Annotated in this window: 23 protein-coding genes and 1 other annotated feature; of the genes, 13 read left to right on the top strand and 10 right to left on the bottom strand. The window is 50.6% G+C overall.

The genetic code is table 11. From position 1 onward, the window contains the following. The gene (gene lipA / locus RB298_RS23725) at positions 1 to 894 is read left to right on the top strand and encodes a lipoyl synthase (RefSeq protein ID WP_009591422.1); all 894 of its coding nucleotides are present in this window, start codon (positions 1 to 3) and stop codon (positions 892 to 894) included. Between the two features lie 28 nt (positions 895 to 922). Further along, positions 923 to 1462: a YutD family protein gene (locus tag RB298_RS23730; protein WP_192570582.1), complete on the top strand. Its 540-nt coding sequence runs from the start codon at positions 923 to 925 to the stop codon at positions 1460 to 1462. 121 nt (positions 1463 to 1583) lie between these two features. Here RB298_RS23730 and RB298_RS23735 read toward each other — a convergent pair whose 3' ends face one another. Continuing rightward, positions 1584 to 2387, bottom strand: a complete 804-nt coding sequence (locus RB298_RS23735) for an NAD kinase (RefSeq protein WP_009591431.1) — start codon at positions 2385 to 2387, stop codon at positions 1584 to 1586. A gap of 76 nt (positions 2388 to 2463) precedes the next feature. Continuing rightward, positions 2464 to 3681: a sporulation integral membrane protein YlbJ gene (gene ylbJ, locus RB298_RS23740; RefSeq protein WP_375121953.1), complete on the bottom strand. Its 1218-nt coding sequence runs from the start codon at positions 3679 to 3681 to the stop codon at positions 2464 to 2466. A gap of 405 nt (positions 3682 to 4086) precedes the next feature. Here ylbJ and RB298_RS23745 point away from each other — a divergent pair, with 405 nt between their 5' ends. Together RB298_RS23745 and RB298_RS23750 are read left to right on the top strand one after the other, a co-directional pair. Further along, positions 4087 to 4464 (top strand): globin domain-containing protein, encoded by a 378-nt coding sequence (locus RB298_RS23745; RefSeq protein WP_486048876.1) that lies wholly within the window; start codon positions 4087 to 4089, stop codon positions 4462 to 4464. A 57-nt stretch (positions 4465 to 4521) separates the two neighbouring features. Continuing rightward, the gene (locus tag RB298_RS23750) at positions 4522 to 5217 is read left to right on the top strand and encodes a DUF2225 domain-containing protein (RefSeq protein ID WP_277747041.1); all 696 of its coding nucleotides are present in this window, start codon (positions 4522 to 4524) and stop codon (positions 5215 to 5217) included. A gap of 78 nt (positions 5218 to 5295) precedes the next feature. Here RB298_RS23750 and RB298_RS23755 read toward each other — a convergent pair whose 3' ends face one another. Then, positions 5296 to 5526, bottom strand: a complete 231-nt coding sequence (locus tag RB298_RS23755; protein ID WP_009591425.1) for a hypothetical protein — start codon at positions 5524 to 5526, stop codon at positions 5296 to 5298. Further along, on the bottom strand, positions 5523 to 5708 hold the full coding sequence (locus RB298_RS23760; protein WP_486048879.1) for a YycC family protein: 186 nt from the start codon (positions 5706 to 5708) through the stop codon (positions 5523 to 5525). Before RB298_RS23760 ends, RB298_RS23755 begins: the two co-directional genes overlap by 4 nt. Positions 5709 to 5853: 145 nt before the next feature. Between RB298_RS23760 and RB298_RS23765 the strand changes: the two genes are divergently transcribed. Further along, complete coding sequence (locus RB298_RS23765; RefSeq protein WP_213579769.1) at positions 5854 to 7647, top strand: M3 family oligoendopeptidase; 1794 nt, start codon at positions 5854 to 5856, stop codon at positions 7645 to 7647. Between the two features lie 293 nt (positions 7648 to 7940). After that, on the top strand, positions 7941 to 8345 hold the full coding sequence (locus RB298_RS23770) for a hypothetical protein (RefSeq protein WP_009591435.1): 405 nt from the start codon (positions 7941 to 7943) through the stop codon (positions 8343 to 8345). A 93-nt stretch (positions 8346 to 8438) separates the two neighbouring features. Here the strand turns inward: RB298_RS23770 and RB298_RS23775 are convergent, their stop codons facing one another. Together RB298_RS23775 and RB298_RS23780 are read right to left on the bottom strand one after the other, a co-directional pair. Beyond that, positions 8439 to 8660, bottom strand: a complete 222-nt coding sequence (locus tag RB298_RS23775) for an alpha/beta-type small acid-soluble spore protein (protein ID WP_006212633.1) — start codon at positions 8658 to 8660, stop codon at positions 8439 to 8441. A 208-nt stretch (positions 8661 to 8868) separates the two neighbouring features. Continuing rightward, a complete protein-coding gene (locus RB298_RS23780; RefSeq protein ID WP_486048882.1) occupies positions 8869 to 9858 on the bottom strand; it encodes an aldose epimerase family protein in 990 nt (329 codons plus the stop codon). Positions 9859 to 10036: 178 nt separating this feature from the next. Continuing rightward, positions 10037 to 10278, top strand: a binding site (T-box leader). A gap of 90 nt (positions 10279 to 10368) precedes the next feature. Here RB298_RS23780 and trpS point away from each other — a divergent pair. Next, on the top strand, positions 10369 to 11355 hold the full coding sequence (gene trpS / locus RB298_RS23785; protein WP_015737432.1) for a tryptophan--tRNA ligase: 987 nt from the start codon (positions 10369 to 10371) through the stop codon (positions 11353 to 11355). An 11-nt stretch (positions 11356 to 11366) separates the two neighbouring features. Here trpS and RB298_RS23790 read toward each other — a convergent pair whose 3' ends face one another. Beyond that, the gene (locus RB298_RS23790; RefSeq protein WP_009592873.1) at positions 11367 to 11534 is read right to left on the bottom strand and encodes a hypothetical protein; all 168 of its coding nucleotides are present in this window, start codon (positions 11532 to 11534) and stop codon (positions 11367 to 11369) included. 122 nt (positions 11535 to 11656) lie between these two features. On the opposite strand from RB298_RS23790, the gene RB298_RS23795 reads away from it, so the two are divergent. The 3 genes from RB298_RS23795 to RB298_RS23805 all read left to right on the top strand — a co-directional run bounded on the left by RB298_RS23795 (position 11657) and on the right by RB298_RS23805 (position 13796). Next, on the top strand, positions 11657 to 11875 hold the full coding sequence (locus RB298_RS23795; RefSeq protein ID WP_015737431.1) for an alpha/beta-type small acid-soluble spore protein: 219 nt from the start codon (positions 11657 to 11659) through the stop codon (positions 11873 to 11875). Between the two features lie 284 nt (positions 11876 to 12159). Beyond that, a complete protein-coding gene (cyoE, locus tag RB298_RS23800) occupies positions 12160 to 13098 on the top strand; it encodes a heme o synthase (RefSeq protein ID WP_009592896.1) in 939 nt (312 codons plus the stop codon). A gap of 80 nt (positions 13099 to 13178) precedes the next feature. Then, positions 13179 to 13796: an SCO family protein gene (locus RB298_RS23805; RefSeq protein WP_192570587.1), complete on the top strand. Its 618-nt coding sequence runs from the start codon at positions 13179 to 13181 to the stop codon at positions 13794 to 13796. A 123-nt stretch (positions 13797 to 13919) separates the two neighbouring features. Here the strand turns inward: RB298_RS23805 and RB298_RS23810 are convergent, their stop codons facing one another. After that, entirely contained in the window at positions 13920 to 14267 is a 348-nt protein-coding gene (locus RB298_RS23810) for a toprim domain-containing protein (protein ID WP_096776653.1), read from the bottom strand. Between the two features lie 414 nt (positions 14268 to 14681). Then, positions 14682 to 15854 (bottom strand): MFS transporter, encoded by a 1173-nt coding sequence (locus RB298_RS23815; protein ID WP_096776652.1) that lies wholly within the window; start codon positions 15852 to 15854, stop codon positions 14682 to 14684. Between the two features lie 182 nt (positions 15855 to 16036). Here RB298_RS23815 and RB298_RS23820 point away from each other — a divergent pair, with 182 nt between their 5' ends. The 3 genes from RB298_RS23820 (at position 16037) to RB298_RS23830 (ending at position 19930) form a co-directional block, all read left to right on the top strand. Further along, positions 16037 to 16483, top strand: coding sequence for a hypothetical protein (locus RB298_RS23820; RefSeq protein ID WP_009592905.1), 447 nt, complete (start codon positions 16037 to 16039; stop codon positions 16481 to 16483). A 109-nt stretch (positions 16484 to 16592) separates the two neighbouring features. After that, on the top strand, positions 16593 to 17741 hold the full coding sequence (locus tag RB298_RS23825) for a transglutaminase domain-containing protein (protein ID WP_213579766.1): 1149 nt from the start codon (positions 16593 to 16595) through the stop codon (positions 17739 to 17741). 134 nt (positions 17742 to 17875) lie between these two features. Continuing rightward, the gene (locus tag RB298_RS23830) at positions 17876 to 19930 is read left to right on the top strand and encodes a peptidoglycan D,D-transpeptidase FtsI family protein (protein WP_192570590.1); all 2055 of its coding nucleotides are present in this window, start codon (positions 17876 to 17878) and stop codon (positions 19928 to 19930) included. 49 nt (positions 19931 to 19979) lie between these two features. On the opposite strand, the gene RB298_RS23835 is transcribed toward RB298_RS23830, so the two are convergent. Beyond that, on the bottom strand, positions 19980 to 20441 hold the full coding sequence (locus tag RB298_RS23835) for an SRPBCC family protein (protein WP_119846444.1): 462 nt from the start codon (positions 20439 to 20441) through the stop codon (positions 19980 to 19982). Between the last annotated feature and the right edge of the window lie 176 nt (positions 20442 to 20617).

Raw genomic sequence — 20617 nt, forward strand, 5'->3', positions numbered from 1 at the left:
TTGTCTAAAACCAAACAGCCAAAACCTGACTGGATTCGAATCAAGCTGACTACTGGCGATAATTATAAAGAAATCAAAAGCATGATGCGATCCAAAACACTTCATACGGTGTGTGAAGAGGCTCGCTGTCCAAATATTTACGAATGCTGGGCTAACCGTACGGCAACCTTCATGATTCTGGGTGACATTTGTACCCGCGCTTGCCGATTCTGCGCCGTGAATACGGGGCTTCCAACGGAGCTGGACCTGCAGGAACCGGAACGGGTAGCGGAGGCGGCCGAGCAAATGAACCTGCGCCACTGCGTGGTAACAAGCGTGGCAAGGGATGATCTGAAGGATGGCGGTGCCTACATATTCGCCGAAACCGTCAAAGCCATTCGCCGACGCCTGCCGCTGTGCTCGGTGGAAGTGCTGATCCCGGATTTCATGGGAGACGAAGAATCGCTGAAAATCGTGATGGACGTAAAGCCGGATATTCTGAACCACAACATTGAGACGGTGGAGCGTATGTCCGATCGCGTACGTGCCAAAGCCAAGTATTCCCGCTCATTGCAGCTGCTGAAGAATGCCAAGGCGATGCAGCCTGACATTCCGACCAAATCCAGCATCATGCTGGGCGTCGGGGAGCAATGGCATGAAATTCTGGAGGCGATGGACGACTTGCGTTCGGTGGGATGCGACATCATGACGATCGGCCAATACCTGCAGCCTTCGCCTAAACATCTGAATGTTGAAAAATACTACACGCCGGAAGAGTTTGCGATCTTGAAGGAAGAAGGAATGAAGCGCGGATTCAGCCACGTGGAGTCCGGTCCTCTTGTGCGCAGCTCCTATCATGCACACGAGCAAGTGAAGTCTGCGGAACGCAACAAGGAAGAGACGGTGCAGTCTTAACCTATTGGAAAGGCAGGGGAAGCTTTCAATGATCGTTATCGGAAACAAAAGCTATGAAGTGTTAAAGGACCATCGAAACGGCTGGAATCTGGAAGCTTTCCGGGAGCGGTACAGCGAGGTGCTGGACCGCTATGATTACATCGTGGGAGACTGGGGTTACAATCAGCTTCGGCTTAAAGGCTTCTATCGGGACAATCATCCCAAGGCTGCCAAGGATTCAACCTTTTCCAGCATGTCCGATTACATTAACGAATATTGCAATTTTGGCTGTGCTCACTTTGTGCTTCAGAAAACGAAGGAGCAGAAGGAAACGAAAGAGCATGCCTCCAATACGAAAGAGCCTGTAGAGGTTCGAGAAACATCCCCTAAGGATAACCGGGCTGAGGGGGAAGCACAGGGAAGCAAGGAAGCCCAAGAGGGTTCAAAACCGGGCAAGGAGCACAAGGACCAGCGCGAGCGGCGCGAAGGCAAGGATTCAAGACGCGAGCCGCGCGAAGCCAAGGCCCCCAAGGAGAAGGAAGCAAAGCCTTCCAAGGAGTCTCATGTCCCTTCAGAGCAGCCGCAATAACCAAAGAACGGTCACCTGTATTTTGGCAGGTAGACCGTTCTTTTTTTCGGGTATTGGTAAAGGAAAGACTTCGTGAAGCGTTGGCCCTCCTGGTAAACGTAAGAAAGAGGTCCTCTTCATATTAACCAAGGAATGCATCGCGGACGCGGTTCCAGAACGGAAACGGCCGATAACGTGCGAAACTGACCTGCTGCTCCGCCACCTGACAGCGCACGGATACGAGGTCGTCAATCGAGATATTAACGTGATCGATGGTAAGCAGCAAACGCTGTTCTTTTCGCGAGAATATATCACAATGATGATGCTTGGGCAGAAGCAGCGGCGAGCCCAGCGTACGGAAAATCCGGTTGTTAATCGAGGCGATTTCCGCAATCTGAAGCGCATCGATCGAGGGATGAACCATCGCGCCGCCGACACTCTTGTTATACGCCGTGCTGCCGGATGGCGTGGATACGCAAATGCCGTCTCCCCTGAACATCTCAAAGGTCACGTCGTTGATGTCAATTTGCGCGACAACGGTACCGTCAACGCCTTTAAGCGTAAATTCGTTTAAGGCAATGTAAGAGGACGTTCCTGATTTCTTATGGATTTCCAGTTGAACCAGGGGATACTTGACGAGGCGCGGCTTCACGTTGCCGTGTTCGCCTTCTCCGCTCATATGATCAATTAGCTCCGTCAGTTCATCCGCCTTCCAGTCAGCATAGAATCCCAAGTGGCCCGTATGGACGCCGACGAAGGCGAGGTCGGGAATACGGTCTATAAACGTATGGAAGGCGTGCAGCATCGTACCGTCTCCACCGATCGAGACCACAATCTCCGGAGATTCTGCATCCAGCACAAACCCCCGCTGTTCCGCCAGCTTGTGAAACTGCTGGGTCAGCTCGACAGACAATGGGTCACCGCGGTCCAGAACATAATATCTCAAGTTGATAAGCTCCTTTGTAAGGTTATATAAAGATGATAATCAATCTTGGAGAAGAACACAATGTTCACCTTGGGAATTAGCGGAATTTCTGCTGCAGCCCTCGAAGGATCTGAATAAACAACGCAACTGCAATCAGGAAACCGAGCAGGATGCAGAAAGCCGCCATAATATGGGTATACCCGTTTAGGGCGGAATCCGAAACAGACGGCACCGCCAGCGTCGGTATCGAAGACCCCATAACGCTTCTCCACAACAGCAACACGGCGGTGGCCGCAATAATGCCGTGGATCAGCCTGGCTACGACAAACGGAAAATACCTAAGGTTGGTAGAGTTCAGGATGCTGATGATCTGGGCATGAACGGACAGGCCGCCCCAAGACAAGATAAAGGCTGCCGCGGCCGCTTTGTATGGCAGAGGAATAGCGGCACCCGCTTCCCCGGCATAGCGTGCGCCCAGCGTCACTTCAAACAGTCCCCCCACGATGGCAGTGGATAAGGATTCGGGCATGCCAACGAGGGATAACAGCAAGCTGATGACCTCCGTTAGCGCGGGCATGACGCCGGCCCGGGTCCAGAGTTCAAGAAACACGGAGAAGAAAACCACAAGACCGCCGACAACGATAATCAGCTGAAGCGATGAGTTAATCGCTTGTCTCAGCAGCGTGCCGAGATCACGGCCGTCCTGCTCCCGCGCAGCATGCATGGCCTGAAAGGCGGACTTGAGCCGGCTTGTCTTCGTTTGGGACAGGAGGAGCGAATCGGTTGATGCATTGGACTCGCGCTTGCCATGAAATCTCATTAACAGTCCTACCAGGAACCCTCCGCCATAGTGGGCCAGGGCCAGTATGAAACCTATTTTGGGATCGTGAAAGAAGCCGATGGATACCGCTCCGATCAGAAATATGGGATCCGAGGAGGTAGTAAAGGCAACAAGCCGTTCACCTTCCTCCCGATTTACCATTTTTTGCTCCCACAATTTGGCGGTTAATTTGGCACCGACGGGGTAACCTGAAACATATCCCATCGCGGCCACGAATCCCCCTGCGCCCGGAATTCGGAACAACGGTCGCATCATGGGGTCCAGGAGCGTGCCGATCAGATGCACCACGCCAAACCCCAGCAGCACCTCTGAAATGACAAAGAACGGGAACAGGGATGGAAACAGCACGTCCCACCATATCGCCAGGCCGCGGAGTGCGGATTGGAGCGCCGCTTCGGGAAACAAAGCCATCAGGACAATTACGCTGATCAGAGCCGATACGAGCATGAGCCAGCCCATTTTTTTCATGGTCATATAAGGAATACGCCCCCTGGCATCGTTGTGAATGATAGAATATGGTCCGATATTTAAAATCTATGCAGCATATAGGACAAACAGTATAAAAAACATGAGAAAGCGGTTACATTTATGCTTTATTTTCGGGGATATTGTGCTATAATAAAAACCATCAAAGCACATCTTTCGTATTATGTTTGGATGGAGTGATGATCATGAGCATAGTCGCAGGTATCCTGGTATGCGCCTTCGTTTATGTTATACGTGCTTCTCTCGTCCAGAGTGAAGAGGACTGGCGCAGTTATTAATAAGTTCTAAAAGGTGCTAACCATCGCTTAGCGCCTTTTTTTGTTGTTTTTTGCTATAATGGACAGGTACATCCAATCGAAAGCGAATCATAAACAGATGGGAGAATTAGCGGATATGAATCCGAACTTAAGCATCTATGATAACCTCGGGGGTGCCGAGGGTGTACGATCGCTCGTCGAAGCTTTTTATCCGAGAGTGCAGCAAAATGAGCTGCTTTCGCCATTGTTTCCGGAAGATATCATGCCGGTGATGGAGAAGCAATATATGTTTTTGAGCCAGTTTTTCGGAGGGCCGGCCTTGTTCTCGGAAGCGTTCGGACACCCGATGATGCGGGCCAGGCACATGAAATTCCCGATAACCGACCGTCATGCCGAAGAATGGCTTGGCTGCATGGCCGGAGCCTTAATCGAAATCGGCGTGGAGGATGATTTACGTGGTTTTGTGCTGCAGCGTCTTTCGGGTCCCGCCCACCATTTCGTGAATACTCCGTAGTGCCTTAGATCTAGAAACGGACAGGAATTAGACGCGAATGAAGGGATGGCGAATGGCGTGAAATTGGAACCCTTGTATTCCATCAAGGTGGTTTGTGCGCACTGTGAGCATGAATACTTAACGTCCAGGGTGAGACCGAGCTTTAAGAAGGCATACCGTACGGATACGGATTTCTGCGCTTACTACAAATCGGAGAACCCCGATTTTTACGTGGTGCGGATTTGCCCCGAATGCGGTTTTGCTTCGACGGAAAACTCGACCCTGAAATTGAATGAACGGCAGAAGACACTCTTCTATGAACAGGTTGGATGCCGCTGGGAGAAGAGGGATATGGGCGGTCCGCGCGACCTGGAGGATGCTCTGGAGTCGTACAAGCTGGCTCTCCTCTGCGCCCAGGTGATCGGGGAGCGGGATCGCATCGTGGCCAGCCTGCTGCACCATATCGCTTGGCTGTACCGGTATCAGGGCAACGAGGATCAAGAGAAGCGTTTTTTGAGCTACAGCCTGGAATCTTATATCCGGGTGTTTGAGCTGGAAGGGGTAGGGGCCAATGATGCCCGTCTGCTGTACCTGATCGGAGAGATTCATCGCCGGCTGGGACAGTTCCAGGAGGCGGTTCAGTGGTTCTCCAGAGTGGTCCAGGACGAGAAGATCATGGATGCTGCCATGATCCGAGCCTCCAGAGAGCAGTGGAAGCTGATAGCCGAACAGATCCGGGAGCAGAAGAACGCGGCGATTCCGGCGGAGTCTTAAATGCAAACAGCCCGCTGAACGGTGGGCCAGCAGGCTGTTGATTTGCAATTTGCAGCAATGGCTCGCTTTAAGATAGAGTCAGCGCAATCGCTGATCCGTGAGCAAATAGTCGATGTCGCTGTCCAGCACGGTAACTTTGTTGTGGCAGCAGGGGAAGATGAGCAGCTTCTTTTTCCCTTCCCTAACGCTTACAAGCTCCTTAGGCTTCATGGGAAGCAAAACATTGTCGGTCCCGCAGAAGGGGCAGCTGTGTACATATACGTCGTTGCCAACGACATCATAAGGCCACGTATTCGAAAAAGGAATCATGAGTTCTTCGATGAATGGGACTCATCGTCTTTCGGGGTTGCTTTCGCTTCCTCATTCTTGGCAAGCTCGGCAATCTTCTGCATTAATATATGCTGAGGCATATGCATCAGCTGTTCCAGCGGAACGCCCAGCTGCTTGGACAGTGTAACCGCCGTCTCCGGTGAAATTTGCAAAGGTCTCATGGCTTCTAGCTCCTCCAGCAGTAATTTGTTTGATCAAGAGGTAAACAGTATTTTAGTTATATATAGTTATACACTTTTCCCTAAGTCCACACAAATGGTATTCCGTTTGAATTCATATTTTATCTCGAAAGGTGATGAATGTTCGATGGCACTTCAACAAACTTGGGATTTGGAATCGATATTTCCAGGAGGCTCCTCCTCGCCGCAGCTCGGGAGCTTTATTGAGGCTTTGGAGCAGGATGTACATCAACTTCAGCAAGACGTCAAGGCATTGGCTGTTCCAGAGACCATCGAGAGCGCGTCCAGTCTGGAGCGCTTCCTTGAGCAGTTCCAGAGCGCCTATGCAAGGATCCGCGAGGTTTCTGCCTTCGTGGGCTGCCTGACCGCACAGAACGTGAATGACAAGAAGGCGGTTCAATTGTCCGGGCGGGTCACTACGCTGTCCGCGGCCCTGCAGTCGGTGAAGAACCAGTTCGATAACGTGCTTCGCGGAATGAACGATGAGCTCTGGACCGCATGGACCGGTACGGATAAGGTGTCCGAGCTGGAATTCGTATTGAACGAAAGCCGCAATCTCGCGAAGGATAAGATGAGTCCCGAGCTGGAAAGCCTGGCTCTGTCGCTGGGGGTAGACGGTTATCACGGATGGGGGGAGTTCTACGACACCATCGTGAAGAAAATCCAAATTCCGTATGAGGAAGACGGAGAGACGGTCATGCTGTCGGCAGGGCAAGCGTTCAATAAAATGCATGATCCGCGCCGGGAAGTGCGCCAATCCATGTTTGAGAAGTGGGAGAAGGCTTGGGGAGATTCCGCTGATTACTGCGCGGATACCTTGAACCATCTATCCGGCTACCGCTTGAAACTGTACGAGAACCGCGGCTGGAACGATGTCCTGAAAGAACCGCTGGCGATCGGCCGGATGAGCCGCGAAACGTTGGACACGATGTGGGCCGTCATCCAGGATACGAAGTCGGTGCTTGTGGAGTACCTGAACCGCAAAGCGAAGCTGCTCGGTCTGGACGGGTTGTCCTGGACCGATGTGGATGCTCCGCTCCGTACTTCGGCAACCAAGATCTCGTATGACGATGCCGCTGTTAACATCGTGGAGCAATTCCGTAAGTTTAGCCCGAGATTGGCTGATTTTTCGCAGATGGCGTTCGACAAGAGTTGGATTGAGGTCGAGGACCGCCCCGGGAAGCGACCTGGCGGTTTCTGCACCTCCTTCCCGGCAAGCGGCCAGACGCGGATTTTCATGACGTTTGGCGGAACGGCCTCGAACGTCTCGACCCTGGCTCATGAGCTGGGTCATGCCTATCATCAGCATCTGATGGGCGGAATTCCGGTGCTTAACCAAAAGTATGCGATGAATGTCGCCGAGACGGCATCCACCTTCGCCGAGATGATTGTTTTTGATGCGATGGTGAAGGGGGCAGGCAGCGAAGAGGAGAAGCTGGCTCTGTTGGAAGAGAAAATTCAGAACAGCGTGGCCTTCTTTATGAACATTCATGCACGTTTCTTGTTCGAAACCCGCTTCTATGACAAGCGGAAGAACGGTCTGCTGAGCAGCGAGGAGATCTCCGATTTGATGGTGGAGGCACAGAAGGAAGCATACTGTGATGCCCTGACATCGTACCACCCGCATTTCTGGGCATCCAAGCTTCATTTCTATATCACGGGCACCCCGTTCTATAACTTCCCGTATACCTTCGGTTATATGTTCAGTACGGGCCTCTATGTTCGGGCATTGGAAGAAGGTCCGACCTTTGCGGACAAATATGATGCTTTGCTTCGAGACACAGGCGTAATGTCCGTGGAGAACCTGGCAAAGAAACATCTGAACGTAGATCTGACCCAGCGCGACTTCTGGCAAAGCGCGGCGGACTCCTGCGTAAGCGATATTAAGCAGTTCTTGCAAATGACCGAGCATTTAGCATAAATTGTTGGTTATCCTCGAAAAAACAGTTAAAAATGCAGTTCCTGTTATGGCGTTTGATCTCCGACTGCAGATTTACTCCCATATTCGAAAGAAGCTCCTTCGGGGCTTCTTTTTTTGTCGTAAAAGAAAGAAAGTTGACGCAATAAAGGAGCGGAAAACTAAAATATTTGTGCAATTTTAGTAATAAATACCTAAATGTGTTGAATATTGTTGATCCAATGATTTCTATCCCCTATAATGAGTCATAAGCCCTAATAATAGGGAAGATTTACTAATAAAGGAGGGGAGAAGGGATGGTAAAACTAGATCAATTATCACTGGCTAGGCAGCTGGACATCGTGTTTAAAGAGCTGGAAGAAGAGTTGGGAGGTCTAAGCTCGGGGACGGTTTTTGTACAAATACGAAACAATGTAATTGGTAAATTTGGCATACGGCATAATCCATTGTCTGGGCGTAACGGGATCATAGCTCCGCAAGAGGAGGGGCTAAGTGAGGCTCAACAATTCTCTTTTCGTTCGATGGCGCTTGAAAGTCTGAAACATAAACGCCATTGGACACATGGCGAAATCAGTTATGAATTTATGGTACGACAAGGCATCGTCGTTGTGGATGCTGTGCTTGAATCCAACTATAACATGGCCAACTTGATGATACGGTACCCTCGTAATACATATGCCGAAGCTGCTTCGGAATCCTGAAATCATTTATTATATAGAACATATAACGAAAGAGGCGATCTTTGGGGAGAAGATCGCCTCTTTCTATTTACGGCTGGAGGGAAGAGATGCTAATTACAGGTTCGAACGACCCGATAATTGCTGCTCAGCCAATTGTACCAGACGTTTGGTGATGTAACCTCCCAAAGAACCGGTTTCACGGGAAGTATAGTTTCCATAGTAACCGTCTTGTGGAATCGTTACGCCCAGTTCTTGAGCAGCTTCCATCTTCAATTGTTGAAGAGCTGCAGTTGCTTGAGGTACGACAAGATTGTTAGAAGAACGACCTTGAGCCATGTCATGTCACCTCCTTTGGTGTTGTATGAGGATATTATGACCTGATTGATAGGGATCTCATTCGTGCAGGAGGCAGATCGTCTGCTGGTAAAATTACCCGTAGGCATTGTTCATAGATCAAATAAAAGCAGCCCTTTGTTATTCAAAGGGCTGCTCTTGCTGAAAAGTTAAGTATATGAGGATGTTATGTGTCAATGGAGACACTGTCTTATGCTTGCTCTGCCTCCGGTGACGTATTCTGAATGCTGATCTTGGTCGTCAGATTCACGGTCTGTCCCGGTTCCAAATGAATCAGCCCGGTTTCTTCGTTCGGGAGATTCAAATTGGGTGCGTTAGGAAGCCAGGTGTACGGTTCGATGCAGAGGAACTGCTCGGCAACACCTTTGGTATAGAGCACCCAATGCTTGAAGAAGGCACGGTCTGCCGAATAATGAATTTGGTAACCATCGTCCCGCTTCAGCAAGGCCTCGGCAGGTTTGCCCTCAGGGATCTTTAATATCGTATCCAGGTCGGCATCCTTCAGGTTTAGTCCCGAATTCAGTTGTTCCAAATGGCCGAGAGGTGAAAGATCGCCGGTCGGGATCAGTTCGTTATTCAAAGTATAAATGCCTTCAACTGGCAGATCCAGCGTCCAGCGATGCGGTTCGCCGTCCAGCAGGAACCACGTATGGTAACCCATGCCGAACGGAACGGGGCTAGCGCCAAGATTCGTTACGCGAAGGCTCTGCGTTAAGCGTGTCCCCTGAAGACGGAAGGTCATCTCCAGCTTCAGCGGCACAGGAAATTGGGCAATCCATTTCGGATCATCCGTTGAGATGAACTCGGTCGAAACGGCGCAGCCGTCATCCTCCTCCTCTATGTCGCTGACACACCAAGCCTGTGATCGGTGGAGGCCGTGGATATGATTGTCGTTCGCGGTATTTTGGTCAAATTGATACGACGTTCCGCCATATTCGAAATGGCCCTTGGAAATCCGGCCTGGCGGTATGAGCATCGGAATGCCGAAGTGGTAAGGCTTCTGTAGATAGAATGCAAGCTCGCTTTCATCTGGTTTTCGGAGGATTTCGCGTGAGTTTTCATTGTCTTTAATCCCAATGACGTTATTACCTAGACGAGGAAGGAGAGTCACTTCAAGACGGCCGCTGTTTAAAATATAGGTGTCGTAACCATTCCACTGGCCTTTGGTCACTTGATTCATATCGATGCTCCTTTACTAACAGAAATCATGGTCTGGACGATTAACCACATCATAACAGATTTTTGCGGAAAGGGTAAAAGAAATGCTTCAAATAGGCCCGTACATCTTGATTCCAAATTGGAATTGACAAGGCAGAGCAAGAGTTTTATCATTGCATGTAATAGTGATCCATTATGATTGAAACACGATGACAAGGACAAGTAAGCAGGTGCGGCCCATCCTTCAGAAAGCCGGTGGTTGATGCGAACCGGCGGATCCGCTTTGCTGAATGGCCCTTCGAGTGCCGGGCTGAACGGGATAATGCTGTTATTCCTTAATATGCCGGCCGGGTATTCTCCGTTACAAGAATGGAAGGCTGCAGCCTGCGTAGGATGATGCTTGCAGCGAATAAGGGTGGCACCACGGTCTCACGTCCCTTGCGGATGTGAGGCTTTTTTGCGTTCCTATATGCTCCCGCAGGACGGGGCAGACTTGGATTAAATGACAATATAAATAAATGGAGGGCTAGTCATGAAAACCGTATTATCGGGAATTCAGCCAAGCGGTAATCTAACGCTCGGCAACTACATCGGAGCCATTAAAAATTTTGTGAAGCTGCAAAACGAGCATGACTGTTATTTTATGGTGGTCGATCTGCACGCAATAACGGTACCGCAGGAGCCTAGCTCGCTGCGGGATCGCTCGGAATCGGTCGCGGCCCTGTACGTTGCCGCCGGAATCGACCCGAACCGCGCCAATATCTTTTTGCAGTCCCATGTTCCTCAACACGCCGAGCTGGGATGGATCATGACCACCCTGGTGAATATGGGCGAGTTGGAACGGATGACCCAGTTCAAGGACAAATCGGAAGGCAAGGAATCGGTTGGGGCCGGCTTGTTCGTTTATCCTGCGCTCATGGCCGCAGACATTTTGCTGTATAATGCAAATCTTGTGCCGGTGGGAGACGACCAGAAGCAGCATCTGGAAATCACGCGCGATTTGGCTGCACGCTTCAATCATCGGTTCGGTCCGTATTTCAATATTCCGGAGCCGTTCATCCCTGAAGTCGGTGCGCGCATCATGTCGCTGGACGACGCTTCCAAAAAGATGAGCAAGAGCAATCCGGTTGAGGGCAGTTATATCGCGATGCTGGATACGCCGGATCAAATTCGCAAGAAAATCAGCCGGGCTACAACCGACTCCGGAGCCGAAGTGGTGTATGATCCTTCCGCTAAGCCTGAGGTGAGCAATCTGATGAGCATCTATTCGGAGTGTGCTGGGGTGTCTTTGCAGGAAGTGCAGTCTCGTTTCGAAGGAAAGATGTACGGGGCATTCAAGAAGGAGCTTGGCGAAGTTGTCGTAGCCGCTCTGGAGCCGCTTCAGAACAGATACCACGAAATTCGCCAAACCGGTGAAATTCATGACATTCTCGCCAAAGGAGCCGAGCAGGCGCAGAAGACCGCTGCCCAAATACTCGATGGCGTGAAGGACAAGATGGGATTTCTGGCCCCAAAATAAATTAGGGTCTTCTAGGAAGGCTTGCGCTTGGATTTAATAATGAATCCCCAGCCTATGTTGAGGATGGAGAGCAGCGCGAGACCGACGGCCAGAAATCCGTTGTAGCTGATGGATATGGCGGAGGCGGTCAACAGGACGATGGAAGAGACCGCAAACCATAGGGATAAGCCTTTACTCATTATGAAAAAAACCTCCAAAGATTAAAATTTTTAAAATACGTATAACGTTGCAAGAAGGAGCCATAATAAGTTTGCAAGCTTGCACTGGAATAACAGACATTCAGTGAAGGGAGATTTTTAATATGGCACGTCGCAGCAACAATTTGGTTGTACCTCAAGCTACTGCAGCATTACAACGTTTGAAACTCGAGGCTGCTCAAGAACTAGGCGTAACGATTCCTCAGGACGGTTACTATGGTAACTATACTTCCCGTGAAACAGGATCCCTGGGCGGATACATTACTAAACGTTTGGTACAGCAAGCTGAACAGGCTCTTTCGGGGTCTGGCCGCACGCTGTAATCTCTCTCTCATAACGTGAGTATGGAAGCCCGGAGCGCTATGTCAGCGCTCCGGGCTTTGTATTCATATCAGGGGCCCGACAGGCATCCTGCTACATAGACAAATTGTGCCTTAAACAACGGCGAAACGTCAAGGTGATATCCCTTCCAAATGTCACTGAATTGTCATATAGATGGAATGAATTCCGAAGGATTGCTAAACACTTTTTACTAATGATATGATAAACTTTATAGCGGAGGCAGTACTTCCTCCATAACGACAGATACAAGGAGGAACGTTAACACGTGGATAATCACTTGAGATACCAGGCTCCTTCAGAATCCGCAGCACTGGCCTCGGCAGCGCCTGCACCTCCCGATAAGGCGGGGACTTGGAAAGATTTTATCACGGTGACGAAACCCGGAATCATCCGGTCAAATTTGATAGCGGCTTTTGCCGGATTTTGGCTGGCATCGCGTTGGGATATCCAATTTGGATTGATGATTATGACACTTCTCGGAACTGTGCTTGTCATGGCTTCGTCCTGTGTTTTCAATAACTATTTCGACCGGGAGCTCGACATGAAGATGGAGCGTACCCGGAATCGCTCCCTTCCAACCGGGCGTTTGACACCCAAGGTTGTTCTTTGGTATGCCGTCATTCTGGGGGTCGTGGGACTAGCCGTGCTGTTCCTGTTCTCAGGCGTGCTGGCAGGCCTATTCGGAGCCGTCGGAATGTTCGTTTACGTTGTGGTGTACACTCTCTGGCTTAAACGTTCTTCTACATGGAGCACGTCGGTCGGAGCGATCTCCGGTGCCATGCCTCCGGTAATCGGCTATGTGGCCGTGACCGGAAGCGTAGATATGGCAGCCGTCCTGCTCTTCGCCCTGCTGTTTCTCTGGCAGCCGCCGCATTTCTGGGCGCTGGGCATTCGCCGGGTGGAAGAATACCGTGCAGCGGGATTCCCTTTGCTGCCGGTTGTCAAAGGAATTAAACGCACGAAGTATCAGATGATTCCTTACCTGGTGCTTCTCATACCGATTCCCATCCTGATGTACGCCTACGGATATGCCGGTATATTCTTTCTGGTCATCGGACTCCTTCTGGCTATTTGGTGGCTCTACGCCGCACTCCAAGGTTTCCGTGCCAAGGACGATGAAGCTTGGTCCAAAAAAGTATTCATTATCTCCATCAACTACTTGACCTTGAGCCTGATCGTTCTCATACTCAATACCACCTTTTAACAGGTGGCTGGGCTTTTAGCGATACACCAAAACCTGATAGAACAGGGATTGCCTGAGACGAAGGGAGAACGGGGAAGGTCATGAATGCATTCAAACGTTACAAATGGACTTGGGTACTGCTCGCTATATGCGTAATAGCAGCCATCTACCTGGTATACAACTCGCTTGGATTCGGAAAGGAGAAGTTTCCGATCGTTCGTGAGGTTGCTGCCTATTCCATGGAGAATGTAGATGGGAAAACGATCACGTCGGAGGATACCAAAGGCAAGGTGAAGCTTATGTATTTCTATTTCACCAGCTGCCCGGATGTGTGCCCGATTACGACGCTGGTTCTGTCTCAGATCCAGGAGGACTTGAAACAAGAAGGTTTATTCGGTAAAGAAGTTAACTTTGTGTCCATCTCCTTTGATCCGGAGACCGATACGAAAGAGAAGATTAAGGAGTTCGGAGACCGGTTCTATGCCGATTACAGCGGCTGGTACTTCCTTCGTGGAGACCAGGAGGAAACGCGGAAGCTGATGCAGGAGTCTTTCAAAATTCCGCTGCTGGGCAACAACTCGACGAATTTCACGCATGGCAATTCCATTGCCTTGGTGGACCGGGACAATAATATCCGGAAGACCTATAATGCTGCGGATCCATCCGAAGTGAAGACCGAGGATATCGTGAAGGACATCAAGGCTTTGATTAAGGAATAAATTGCAGGTAAAACCAAAAGGCGCGCTCTATCGTTAAAGATGGAGGACGCCTTTTTTATTTAAATATCGAAAATTGAAGCCATTCAAGATGCTCTTGTGATCCTTGACAATAGACGCAGTTCATCAGAATACGTCAGGGGGCGGGTAGATGATGAATTCCTCCAGCCCTGCCTTCTCCAGCTGGGCAATCAAGTATTCGTCGGGAGTTCCTTCAACGCCGGCATATCCCCGGCGGGTATAGATTTGTTCGGCATCAGGAAAGACGTCGCGCAGAGCCCCGCGAATTTTTTTGCCGGAGCTGTCGTTATCCATAAAAAGGTACACCTCTTGATCCTTCACCTGTTTATGCAGACTCTCAAGCTTGGCGGTGTTTAACGTTCCGAAAGTGCACAGGATGGTTATATCCGTAGTCAGCAGCCGACGCAGCCGGCTCCGGTCGTTCTTGCCCTCTACAATGAGAAATATCGGCATCTTTTTTTCACCTCTGTCATGATACGGAGATCCTTGGCAGCATTCCCCGGGAAATGTTGATCTGCCGTCGAATGATGTAGGTATAGTGTAACTTGTTTTCTGCCGATCATGCAAAAGGAGGCATAATAAACGACCATCCAGTGGATGGCCGCAATAAGGTAAATCCATGTATTCTAGTTAGAAACAGCTCAGAATGATGACGAGCAGAATGTACAATACAAGAATCATTCCTACGGAATTTCCATGGCCCCCATGGCAATGTTTATGATGAACATGACTCATGATTACTTCACCCCTTGGTTAAATGTTCGTGGTCATTTGCCACACTGTATCTTATGTGGGTTTACCCATATGGACTGTGCATTGGCCCATCCGCGTTGATTTGGGCGCTGTTCTTAACTTGGGACAAATTCATCAGACGGTTGAGATTGGGGTTTCGGGCGAGATGGCTGTCAAAGGTGCCTCACGATTGCGTTTGGGTAGGAGCAGCAGAACCGTCATCAGCATGAGAAACGCAACAAAATAAGGGGATACCACCGTGCGCAGCTGTCCAGCCGCGATCGGGCCGACAAAGGATCCCAGCGACATGGCGATGGACTGAAATGAGAACACTTTGCCAAGCCTGCCTCCGCCGCTGAGCTGAATGAACAAAGAGGATAAAGCCGGGAATAGCAAGCCTTTGGCAAGTCCGAGCGTAAACAGGATAATCATAATCGGTACATGGTCTGCTGCCGCGAGGGCGTAGAAGCATATGGCCAGCCCGAATACGCCGATGGTTACCCTGATATGAGGCGCATAACGGTTGAGGAACAGCATGCTTAGCGTGACCAGGGCTCCAAGGCTAATGACGGAGAAGAGAAGCCCGGTGGACATAATGCTTGCCAGCCCGCTTTCCCGAAGCGGTATTTCAAAGAACAGGATTCCCTGAGAGCAAGCGATCGCAAAAGGAATCAAATATAAGCGCAAGCTAAACGGAAGCCGTGCCGGCTTCTCGTTATTGATCGGTTCAGCCTGCTGATCCATATGTTTAGCAGCGGCCGACATCGGCTTCGGGAGACTGAGAAACGCCATCAAGCCCGTGAAAATCAAAAGCCAGCCGAGACTCTGGAATGTGCCGGAAAATCCCGCATTGGCGACGATGAAAGCTCCTGCAGCCGGCGACAAGACAGAGGCAAGGGTGTGGATCACGCCATGACCGGACATATATTTGCCCTGCGTAACGGGATCCCGGGAGAGCGACGCCAGCAGCGCCAGGCAGGCCGGTGACAGAAAGGCCAGCACGAAGCCGCTGATCGAGCGGAGCACGAGCAGCTGCCAGGGCAATTGGACATGGGCCTGAAGAAGCAGAATGATACCGGCGGCGGTTAGGCTGAAAATAATGTAGCGTCTGCTGCCGTGACGATCGATCAGACTGCCCGCAAGCAGGTTGCCGGGCAGATGGGTTAGAGCATAAATGCCCATCATCCAGCCGATAAATGTAGGGGCTGCTCCAAGTGAAATGGCAAAAGGCGTCAGTACAGGATACTGAGCATGCAAATCAAAAAACGCCAGAAACAAAAACATATAGAGCCATAAAGCGGTTTTCAATATGGCACCCTCCTATCCGGCTAAAGTTGATATGGTACTACTACTTGTACGTACGAAAGGTCAAGCTTAGACCTTTTTGTGAAAAGACCCGGTTGGCTGACAGCTTTGCGGGGTATCATGTATAATTAACAAGACGGCCATAAACCGCCGCTTTTGAAACGATTGACGGGAGTGAAAACGAATTGGATACTCAGGTCTGGATTGAATTTCTTAAACAAAATTGGCTGGTCATCGCCATTGCCTTAATCATCTTGTTTATCGTGCTGAACGTGGTGAGAACCGTCATTAAGTGGGCACTTGCCGTGCTCATCATCGGGGGATTGCTGGTGTACAGCGGAATTTCCCTGGACAAAATCGGCGAGGTTGTAACCACGGTCAAGGAAGAGACGGTGGATACGATAAAAAAAGAAGCGCTGAACATGATGATGAAGGAAGCGAAGGAAGCACAATATACTTCGAATGGAGACGGTACGTACTCCATTAAAGCGCCTAATCTCGAGTTGAAAGGAAGCGCCGGTTCGAAAGAGGTGGAAGTCACCTTCCGCGGTGTTTCGGTAGGGAAGTGGGACATCAACGATACGATTCAGAGCTTTATCGATGATGCCAAGAGCAATTCGGCATCGAAATAACAACAAATGACGAACGCAATCGGATGCGGATGTAAGCTGGCAGCATGTTCTTGATGCGATCAAGCTTACGTCCGTTGACAAGACATCATGGGATAGGAGGGGATACCGTTTGATGTCGGCATGGAAGGAAAGTGTGCTGGATGGGAACGGAATCACCATCTTGCTGCTGCTGATTGTGGCTTTTTCACTCATTCAGGGATGGAGTCGCGGAGCCTCCCGCTCAGCCGGGAAGCTTGTTTTTTTTCTGGGGGACGCGGTGCTTCGCCTGGTCGGGCTTGCGATCTCCGTTCCTTTTACATTATGGCTGTCGCCTAAGGCAGGCGATTGGCTGGGCACGGTCTCCGGTTTACCGAATCGGGAGCTGCGCTTCTGGGAGCAGATTTATTATACGGCCGTAAAATCGCTGGCGGATTTCCCGCTGCTTCGGTTTGCGGTCCTGTTTATGCTGAGTTATGCCGTTATCGTGTTTATGCTGCGGCTGCTGGTTTCCCTGATCATGGGAGGCGGGCTGGGACTCTTCGGAACCAAAAAAGAAACCTCGGCATCGCTGCTGAGCCGGCTGACCGGTGCCGGAATCGGCGTCGTCATGGGCGCAGCGCGGAGCATTATTGTGATTGCTATCTTATTCATCTTCGTCAGTCTGAATCCTGATCACGGCTTCAGCCGGTACGTTGAAGCTTCTCCGGTTTATCAGCAGGGGGCGCGGGCTGTGATCGAGCCTTTGTCGGGTTCTCTCGTTAAGGAAAAGCTGCCGGTGTTTACCCAGTCGGTTCAGGAAGAATTGAATGGGATCATTCAGCGAAAGTACGAGGTCATCGACCATCAAATCCCCGAGGGCATCGAGCAGACGGCTGCCCATGTCGTGAAGGGGGCGTCAACCGATGAAGAGAAAGCGCGAAAGCTTTATGATTGGGTAGGCAGCCGGATCGCATATGACCACGACAAAGTGACGCTGTATGAAGAGCAGCGGATATGGAAAGAGCAGACGCCGCAGGATACCTACGATACGAGGTTAGGAGTATGCATTGATTACGCCCGGTTGTATGCCATGATGGCGAGGTCCCAGGATCTTAAGGTCAGAGTGGTTACCGGCAGGGGATATAACGGACAAGGCGGTTATGGTCCGCACGCATGGAATGAAGTCTACTTGAGCGAAGAGAAGCGCTGGATCCCTCTTGACCCGACCTGGGCACAGAGCGGCAACTGGTTTAATCCGCCGCGCTTCAACGAGACGCATATTAAAGAGCAGGTATTTTAATAGAGTGATATAGGCAGGGGCGGCTTTCTAGCAGGGAAGTCCGCCCTTGCTATCCGATGGGCCTTCAGATGAAGTGGGGGGGCGTTTATGTTAATATGGGTTTATGTGATTGTGGATAAAGGGGAGAAGCTTACGTGAAAGGGTTTAGGCCGGACAAGCGCAAACAAGAAGAACGAGATGCCGGCAGTCAGTTTAACTTGCGGGTTAATCTATTTTTTTTCAGCACGTTTATTATATTCTGCGTCATTATTATACGTCTTGCCATATTGCAGTTCGTGGAAGGACCGGAGCTGAAAGAGCTCGAAACGGGCGGGCAGGTTAAAAATTTCCCGCTTCAGCCGATTCGGGGCAGCATCATCGATGCTTCCGGAACGCCGATTGCCTACTCGACACCCTCCCAAGCCCTGTATTTAACGCTGTTAAAGGATTATAGTTCATCCGAACGAGGGAAGAAGAACCGTCCGGAAATCGAAAAGCTGGCCGAGGAAATGGTCAGGGTCTTCGATCAATACGGTGATCCGAAAGCGGAGAAGTTAACGGTAGATGATGTAATCAAAGCGATGGACCTGGAATTTAACAAGCAGCCGGGTTATGAGCCGAGACGCATCAAAGCGGATCTCTCGACTAAAGAAGTGGCTTACTTTATGGAGCATAAGAACGAGTATCCCGGAGTCGAGGTCGTGGAAGAGAGCCAGCGTCAATACAACCCGGACAAAATCGCCGTTCAGACGATTGGTTATTTGAAAGAGTTCCGCGGCATTAAGACATTGGATAAATATAAAGAGATCGATGAGCAGAACAAGAAGCAAAAGGATCCGGGACTCATCTACACGGAGCAGGAGAAGGTCGGCGTAGACGGACTCGAAATGATGTTCCAAGATGAGCTGCGCGGCAAGAACGGATATATCGGCATTCCGATTAATCCGCAGAACATGGCGGACGGGGTACCGACCATGATTGCCCCGGAGAAGGGTTACAACATCCATACGACGATTCATAAGGATATCCAAAAAGCTACCCAGCAGGCGATCATCGATCAGCTGAAATGGCTGCACGCCAATCCGGTTTCCGGCAAAACGCATCCGAATGCGCTCACGGGTTATGCGGTAGCGATGGAAGTGGATACCGGCAACATTGTCGCCATGGCCAGCATGCCGGACTATGACCCCAATGTATGGGAGAATGGAACCGACGATTGGGAAACCGTCATGAAGTATTACGGCAACGGTACGATCTCTCCATACAGTTCCGGGCGCTCCGGCAACAATCTGGAATCGGTCGTTCTGCTTGGCTCGACGATGAAACCTTTGTCGGTGCTGATCGGGCTTAACGAAAACTTGTTCGGGCCGAACGATTACTATTATGACGGCGGCGCGGCATTCTTCGGTAAGGATAATACGAGGGTTCGGAACTCCGGGGGTAAAGCCTACGGGTCCCTGAACGCAAGAAAAGCGATCGAGCATTCCTCCAATGCCTTTATGGTCGATTGGATCGGGGAAAAGCTGTACAACAAGTACGGCTCCGAATCCGTTAAGGTATGGGATGAATACATGAAGAAATTCGGGCTTGGGGTATCCACCGAATCCGGTCTGCCAAAGGAGCATAAAGGCATCATCGAATATACCAACATCGAGCAGGCGGGAAGTTATTTGGCTGCCATGGCGTACGCCTCCTTCGGACAGTCGGGCAAATATACGACGCTCCAATTGGCGCAGTATGCCAGCACGCTTGCCAATCGGGGAGAACGCATCCGTCCGCAGCTTGCCAGCAAGATTGTGGATCAGGACGGCAATGTGATCAAGGAGTTCAAGCGCGAAGTATTGAATAAAGAGGAATTCCCGCAGCAGTACTGGAATGAAGTCATTGCAGGGATGAACACGCAGGGACTTCGGGCTTTCGAGGATTTCAAATATGATTTTGCGCGGAAAACAGGAACATCCGAGCAGGATATTTATAAAAACGGCACTCGGATCCGGGTGGAAAACGGGGTGTTCATCGCCTTTGCACCACGGCAAAATCCGAAACTGGCCGTTGCCGTAGTCATTCCGGAAGCAGGCTTCGGTTCCCAGAGTGCCGCGCCGGTTGCCCGTAAAATTTTCGACGCTTATGACGAGATTTACGGACTGGACGGTACGCCGCACCCTAAAAAAACCGAGGGTGAGAATGAGGACGGCAGTACGAACGAATAATCGACAAACGGCAGCCAATAGCCCTGCAGGGCTGGCTGCCGTTTTACTGTCATACATGGGCGTCCGGGGCCTTGTCCGCCACGAGATTCAGAACAACGCCAAACTCCAGCAGCGCTTTGAGGCCGCAGAGCACCATGGTGTATCCTCCCATGGAATCAATAGCCCCATGCAATATCTCATCATCATTTCCTGTAAATCCGGAATGGGTAATGGTAACGAAGGTCTCATGTTCGCCCCGCGGGGTGAATATCCACTCGGTCCTCGTTTGATCGGAAGATTCGATGGCGATGCGGCGGTTCTCCTCGATATCGTGCACATACAAGTCATCAAACACGCCATACATTTCCCAATCCCAGCGGATATGCCGGCCTTTCTCAAGTCTGCCGCTGCTTTTGGTAAACCAGAACTTGGTTGTGATATCAGGGTCGATGAAAGCCTCGAAAACTTCTGAAACGGGTCTTCGAATCAACATCTCTGCCGTGACGACGGGATTCTGATTGAGCTTGGTCATTGGGGTGCATAACTCCTTTCGGGTTTGTCTTCGTATTCATCCTAGCATACCGTAACGAGTATTCTTTCTTTTACATTGCTTATTTATTTCAAGGGGCTTGTCGTTTGTTCGAGCCCCCTAGAGGAAATCTTGCGTCAGGCCGGGTTTTACCTGGTTTGGCATGCATCGAGGGGCTG

Source organism: Priestia sp. BR_2 (assembly GCF_041954005.1).
Classification (GTDB): domain Bacteria; phylum Bacillota; class Bacilli; order Paenibacillales; family Paenibacillaceae; genus Paenibacillus_AQ; species Paenibacillus_AQ lautus_A.

Excerpts from the sequence above, each read along its gene's own strand:
- RB298_RS23765 (WP_213579769.1), top strand. The coding sequence starts at position 5,854 with ATGGCACTTCAACAAACTTGGGATTTGGAATCGATATTTCCAGGAGGC.
- ylbJ (WP_375121953.1), bottom strand. The coding sequence starts at position 3,681 with ATGACCATGAAAAAAATGGGCTGGCTCATGCTCGTATCGGCTCTGATC.
- RB298_RS23760 (WP_486048879.1), bottom strand. The coding sequence starts at position 5,708 with ATGAGACCTTTGCAAATTTCACCGGAGACGGCGGTTACACTGTCCAAG.
- RB298_RS23770 (WP_009591435.1), top strand. The coding sequence starts at position 7,941 with ATGGTAAAACTAGATCAATTATCACTGGCTAGGCAGCTGGACATCGTG.
- RB298_RS23790 (WP_009592873.1), bottom strand. The coding sequence starts at position 11,534 with ATGAGTAAAGGCTTATCCCTATGGTTTGCGGTCTCTTCCATCGTCCTG.
- RB298_RS23810 (WP_096776653.1), bottom strand. The coding sequence starts at position 14,267 with ATGCCGATATTTCTCATTGTAGAGGGCAAGAACGACCGGAGCCGGCTG.
- trpS (WP_015737432.1), top strand. The coding sequence starts at position 10,369 with ATGAAAACCGTATTATCGGGAATTCAGCCAAGCGGTAATCTAACGCTC.
- RB298_RS23745 (WP_486048876.1), top strand. The coding sequence starts at position 4,087 with ATGAATCCGAACTTAAGCATCTATGATAACCTCGGGGGTGCCGAGGGT.
- RB298_RS23755 (WP_009591425.1), bottom strand. The coding sequence starts at position 5,526 with ATGATTCCTTTTTCGAATACGTGGCCTTATGATGTCGTTGGCAACGAC.
- RB298_RS23835 (WP_119846444.1), bottom strand. The coding sequence starts at position 20,441 with ATGACCAAGCTCAATCAGAATCCCGTCGTCACGGCAGAGATGTTGATT.
- RB298_RS23775 (WP_006212633.1), bottom strand. The coding sequence starts at position 8,660 with ATGGCTCAAGGTCGTTCTTCTAACAATCTTGTCGTACCTCAAGCAACT.
- RB298_RS23795 (WP_015737431.1), top strand. The coding sequence starts at position 11,657 with ATGGCACGTCGCAGCAACAATTTGGTTGTACCTCAAGCTACTGCAGCA.
- RB298_RS23730 (WP_192570582.1), top strand. The coding sequence starts at position 923 with ATGATCGTTATCGGAAACAAAAGCTATGAAGTGTTAAAGGACCATCGA.
- RB298_RS23780 (WP_486048882.1), bottom strand. The coding sequence starts at position 9,858 with ATGAATCAAGTGACCAAAGGCCAGTGGAATGGTTACGACACCTATATT.
- RB298_RS23805 (WP_192570587.1), top strand. The coding sequence starts at position 13,179 with ATGAATGCATTCAAACGTTACAAATGGACTTGGGTACTGCTCGCTATA.